The sequence below is a fragment of the Actinomadura sp. KC216 genome (assembly GCF_004348535.1).
Lineage (GTDB): Bacteria > Actinomycetota > Actinomycetes > Streptosporangiales > Streptosporangiaceae > Spirillospora.
In genome coordinates, this window is record NZ_SMJX01000477.1 from 1 (window position 1) to 4,697 (window position 4,697).

Consider the following 4,697-nt stretch of genomic DNA (forward strand, 5'->3'; position numbering starts at 1 on the left):
TCCCTGACCCTGGCGTTCACCGCCTCCACCGGCTCCTACACCCGCGCCGGCGCGCTGATGGCCGCGCACGGGCTCACCGGCGCCGCCCTCTCACCGCTGCGCGCCGCACTGATCGACCGGCACGGCCCACGCCGCGCCCTGCCCCCGATGACCGTCGCGTACGCCGCCCTGCTCACCGCCCTGGCCGCCGTCCTCTGCCCGGTCGGGGTCGTCCTCGCCGCGGCCGGGCTCGCCCCGTCCGTCGCCGCCCTGGCCGCGGCCGCCTTCACCGTCGGGCTGTTCGTCGGCCCCGCCTTCACCACCGCGTTCCTGATCACCGACGCCGCCACCCCAGCCCGCGCCCGCACCCGCGCCGTCGCGTGGACCAGCACGTCGGTCAACCTCGGCATCTCCGCCGGGTCCGCCGCGACCGGCGTGTTCCTGGACGCGCTGCCCCTGCCGCTCTGCTGCGCCCTCGCCGCCGCCCCGGCCGCCCTCGCCCCGGCCCCGCTGCTGTGTTTGCCGAAACCGCAACAGGATTCGCCGGACGAGCCCGTCCGGGTCCACCCTCTGACCATGGACGACACCACCGCACGCCGGGAATTCTGGGACTCCCGCTACGCCGAGCACGATCACCTCTGGAGCGGCGACCCCAACCAGATGCTCGTGCAGGAGACCTCCGACCTGGAACCCGGCACTGCCCTGGACCTCGGCTGCGGCGAGGGCGGCGACGCGATCTGGCTCGCCAAGCGCGGCTGGCACGTCACCGCCACCGACATCTCCGGCGTCGCCCTCGAACGCGCCGCCCGCCACGCCGAGGCCGCCGGCGTCGCCGACCGCATCGACTTCCAGCAGCACGACCTGGGCGTGTCGTTCCCCAAGGGCACCTACGACCTGGTCTCCGCCGCGTTCCTGCACTTCCCCCAGGAGGGGCTGCCGCGCGAGCCGGTCCTGCGCGCCGCCGCGGCGGCCGTCGCGCCCGGCGGCACCCTGCTCATCGTCGGGCACTCCGGACCCCCGCCCTGGGACCCCGACGCCTACCCCAAGGCGCACCTGCCCACCGCCGCCGAGGTCCTGGCGTCCCTGCGGCTCCCGGACGGCGAGTGGGACGTCCTCTACAGCGCCGAGCACGACCGCGTCCAGACCGCCCCCGACGGGCGCGTCATGCACCGCACCGACAGCACCGTCAAGGTCCGCCGCAACCCGGCGCCCTGACCACGCCGGCCGGGATCAGAGGTCGGCGGTGCGCTCCATCAGCGCCGTGAACTCCTCCAGCGAGATCTTGCCGTCGCCGTTGGCGTCGGCGGCCACGACCACCTCCACCGCACGCGTATCGGTGATGTCCTGCCCGAGCTTGCTCATCAGGTTCTTCAGCTCGGCGGTCGAGATGTACCCGTCGCCGTCGACGTCCACCAGCTCGAACGTCGCGCGGTAGTCGTTCACGTCCGCCATCGGCTTGCTCTTTTGGTGATCAGTTCGCCGCCGCCGACCGTAGCATTGGACGCAATCCGCCTGGTGCCTTTACGTAGTAAGGTCAAGTGTGGCGGCGAGGTCGGCCATAATCGGACGGGTGCGACGCACGTACGAGTTCCTCGACCATCCGGGCCCGATCCCCTTCGCCCACCGCGGCGGCGCGGGCGGCCGGCCGGAGAACTCCATGGCCGCCTTCCAGCGCGCCGTCGACCTCGGCTACCGCTACCTGGAGACCGACGCGCACGCCACCGCCGACGGCGTCGTCGTCGCCTTCCACGACCGCACCCTCGACCGCGTCACCGACCGCACGGGCACCATCGCCCGGCTCCCCTACGCCGAGGTCGCCAAGGCCCGCATCGGCGGCGCCGAGCCCATCCCCCGCCTGGAGGACCTGCTCGGCTCGTTCCCGGACGCGCGCGTCAACATCGACCTCAAGGACGCCCCCGTCATCGGCCCCCTCGCCGCGGCGCTGCACCGCACGAACGCCTGGCACCGGGTGTGCATCACGTCCTTCTCCACCCGCCGGCTGGCCCAGATGCGCGCCCGCCTGCCCCTGTTCACCGACCGCGACGTCTGCACCGCGCTCGGGCCCCGCGGCGTGATGGCGCTGCGCGCCAAGTCCTACGGCGGCCCGGCCGGGAAGCTCGTCCGCCTGGCCGCCACCGGCGTGGCCTGCGCCCAGGTCCCCTACGGCCTGGGCCGCCTCCCGTTCGTCACCGAGTCGTTCATCGCCCGCGCCCACGAGCTGGGCCTGCAGGTCCACGCCTGGACGGTCAACGACCGCGCCGCCATGGAACGCCTCCTCGACCTCGGCGTCGACGGCATCATGACCGACGAGCTCCTCACCCTCCGCGACGTCATGACCGCCCGCGGCCAATGGCCCGGCCCCGCCACCACCTCGGGGCTCAGCGGCTGAAGCCGGGAGGGCGGTGCTCGGCCGCGATGCGCAGCGGCGCGGCCGGGGACTGCGGACGGTCGACGGGCTGAGCGGCCTGCGCCGCGCCCTGGGTCAGGTCGACGCGCTGCGACCTCACCATCTCCAGGAGCTCCAGATCCTCCGGGGAGATCAGCGCGGCCATCACCCGTCCCCGCCGCGTCAGCTTGACGGGCTCGCCGGTGTAGGCGACCCGGTTCACCAGGTCCGCGAACTCGGCGCGTGCTTCGGTCACCGGAACATCCACGTATTTCATCGTATAGCGAAACGCCGCGTTCACCCCTGGTCACCCCGTTCCGTAGGAGCTAGCGTGCTGACGTACGTAGCGTACGGACTGTACAGATCGAGGAGGGCGCGTGGACGGGGTACCGGGACGCTGGGACGGCGAGCGACGGGCGGAGACGTTCGTGGGCAGGACGTACGCGAGGGTGGCGGAGGCGCCGATCGTGGCGGAGGCGCAGCTGTTCGAGCGGCTGCTCGCGCAGCGGATCGTTTTCATCGGGACCGAGATCGACGACTCGCTCGCCAACCGGGTCAACGGGCAGCTACTGCTCCTCGCGGCGCAGGACGCGCAGCGCGACATCACGATCTACATCAACTCCCCCGGCGGGGTCGTCGACGCCGGGATGGCGATCTACGACATGATGCAGTTCGTCCCGAACGACATATCCACCGTCGCGATGGGCATGGCCGCGTCCATGGGACAGACGCTGCTGTGCGCCGGGACGCGGGGCAAGCGGTACGCGCTGCGGCACGCGCGCGTGATGATGCACCAGCCGCACGGCGGGATCGGCGGCACCGCGTCCGACATCAAGATCCAGGCCGAGCAGTCGCTGTACCTCAAGCGGACCCTGGCGGAGCGGACGGCGTTCCACACCGGGCAGCCGCTGGAGCGGATCGAGGCCGACGGCGACCGCGACGCCTGGTTCACCGCCGAGCAGGCCCGCGACTACGGATTCGTCGACCACGTCATCGACAGCACCGACCGGGTGGGCACATGACACGGGCCGGACGGTCAGAGCGGCGCTACCTCGTTCCCGAGTTCGAGGAGCAGACCACCCTCGGGCGCAAGCACACCGACCCCTACAACAAGCTCTTCGAGGACCGGATCGTGTTCCTCGGCGCGCCGGTGGACGACATCAGCGCCAACGACGTCACCGCGCAGCTGCTGGCGCTGGAGGGCATGGACCCCGACCGGCCCATCGCCCTCTACATCAACTCGCCGGGCGGGTCGCTGACCTCGATGCTGGCGATCTGCGACACGATGCGCTACGTCCGGCCGCCGATCGAGACGACGTGCGTCGGGCAGGCCGGGTCGGCGGCGGCGATCCTGCTGGCGGCCGGTTCGCCGGGCCGGCGGGCGGCGCTGACCGGCGCGCGGATCCTGCTGCACGAGCCGGCGATCGAGGTCGCCCGCGGCCACACCACCGACCTGGACATCCAGGCCCGCGAGGTGCTGCGGCTGCGGGAGCAGACCGAGGCGATCCTGGCGGAGGCGACGGGGAAGGACCCCGAGACCGTCCGCCGCGACCTGGACCGGGAGCGGTACTTCACCGCCGCCGAGGCCAAGGACTACGGGCTGGTCGACGAGGTCCTCACGTCCCGCCGCTGAGACCCGTGCAAGGGCCCGAGCAGGGGTGGTGCAGGGCCGCCGCTAGGGCCGCCGCAGGGGCGCGGCCCGGTGCGGACGCAAACGGCAGGGTTGGATCATCCCGCCCCGGGGAATCTTGTCACGGGATTCAGCGTTGGTCAGGGCAAGACCGCAAGCCGTCTGGGAGGCACGTGACGATGGCCGAGCGCGCACTTCGCGGCACCCGACTCGGAGCGACGAGCTACGAGAACGATCGCAACACCGATCTGGCCCCTCGGCAAGAGGTGGACTACACCTGCACGAAGGGCCACCGGTTCACCGTGACGCTCGCCGCCGAGGCCGAGGTGCCGATGACCTGGGAATGCCGTAACTGCGGGGCCACGGCCCTGCGGGTCGACGGGGAACTGCCGCAAGCGAAGAAGGGAAAGCCGCCGCGCACGCACTGGGACATGCTCATGGAGCGCAGGACGCTCGAAGACCTTGAGGAGGTCCTGGCGGAGCGGCTGGAGATCCTGCGCGCCGGGCGCAGGAAGTCCGCGTGAGCGGCTGACGATCGGCGGATCGGGCCCGTACCGGTGACGGTACGGGCCCGACCCATGTCCGGCGGCGTCAGGCGGTGGGTCAGGCGGCGGGCTCGCCGAACCAGCGGGTGAGGTGGGCGTCCAGGTCCCGCTGGTCGTCGCCGATCCAGGCGATGTGGCCGTCGGGCCGCAGCAGGAC

Annotated in this window: 8 protein-coding genes; 5 read left to right on the top strand and 3 right to left on the bottom strand. The window is 72.3% G+C overall.

Annotated features, from left to right (window positions below):
* A partial coding sequence (locus tag E1264_RS40360; RefSeq protein ID WP_132182493.1) for an MFS transporter occupies positions 1 to 1,194 on the top strand: 1,194 nt, incomplete at its 5' end.
* Between the two features lie 15 nt (positions 1,195 to 1,209).
* On the opposite strand, the gene E1264_RS40365 is transcribed toward E1264_RS40360, so the two are convergent.
* Positions 1,210 to 1,431, bottom strand: a complete 222-nt coding sequence (locus tag E1264_RS40365; RefSeq protein ID WP_132182495.1) for an EF-hand domain-containing protein — start codon at positions 1,429 to 1,431, stop codon at positions 1,210 to 1,212.
* A 118-nt stretch (positions 1,432 to 1,549) separates the two neighbouring features.
* Here E1264_RS40365 and E1264_RS40370 point away from each other — a divergent pair, with 118 nt between their 5' ends.
* Positions 1,550 to 2,368 carry a glycerophosphodiester phosphodiesterase gene (locus E1264_RS40370; protein ID WP_132182497.1) on the top strand — a complete coding sequence of 273 codons (819 nt, stop codon included), beginning with the start codon at positions 1,550 to 1,552 and terminating at the stop codon, positions 2,366 to 2,368.
* Here the strand turns inward: E1264_RS40370 and E1264_RS40375 are convergent.
* Positions 2,358 to 2,633, bottom strand: coding sequence for a type II toxin-antitoxin system Phd/YefM family antitoxin (locus E1264_RS40375; protein WP_132182499.1), 276 nt, complete (start codon positions 2,631 to 2,633; stop codon positions 2,358 to 2,360). The genes E1264_RS40370 and E1264_RS40375 overlap by 11 nt on opposite strands.
* 160 nt (positions 2,634 to 2,793) lie before the next feature.
* Between E1264_RS40375 and E1264_RS40380 the strand changes: the two genes are divergently transcribed.
* From E1264_RS40380 to E1264_RS40390, 3 genes are all read left to right on the top strand, one after another.
* A complete protein-coding gene (locus tag E1264_RS40380; RefSeq protein ID WP_165964637.1) occupies positions 2,794 to 3,387 on the top strand; it encodes an ATP-dependent Clp protease proteolytic subunit in 594 nt (197 codons plus the stop codon).
* Complete coding sequence (locus E1264_RS40385) at positions 3,384 to 3,998, top strand: ATP-dependent Clp protease proteolytic subunit (protein WP_132182503.1); 615 nt, start codon at positions 3,384 to 3,386, stop codon at positions 3,996 to 3,998. Before E1264_RS40380 ends, E1264_RS40385 begins: the two co-directional genes overlap by 4 nt.
* 176 nt (positions 3,999 to 4,174) lie before the next feature.
* A complete protein-coding gene (locus E1264_RS40390; RefSeq protein WP_024936496.1) occupies positions 4,175 to 4,519 on the top strand; it encodes an RNA polymerase-binding protein RbpA in 345 nt (114 codons plus the stop codon).
* 79 nt (positions 4,520 to 4,598) lie between these two features.
* Here the strand turns inward: E1264_RS40390 and E1264_RS46295 are convergent.
* A partial coding sequence (locus E1264_RS46295; RefSeq protein WP_347813455.1) for a hypothetical protein occupies positions 4,599 to 4,697 on the bottom strand: 99 nt, incomplete at its 5' end.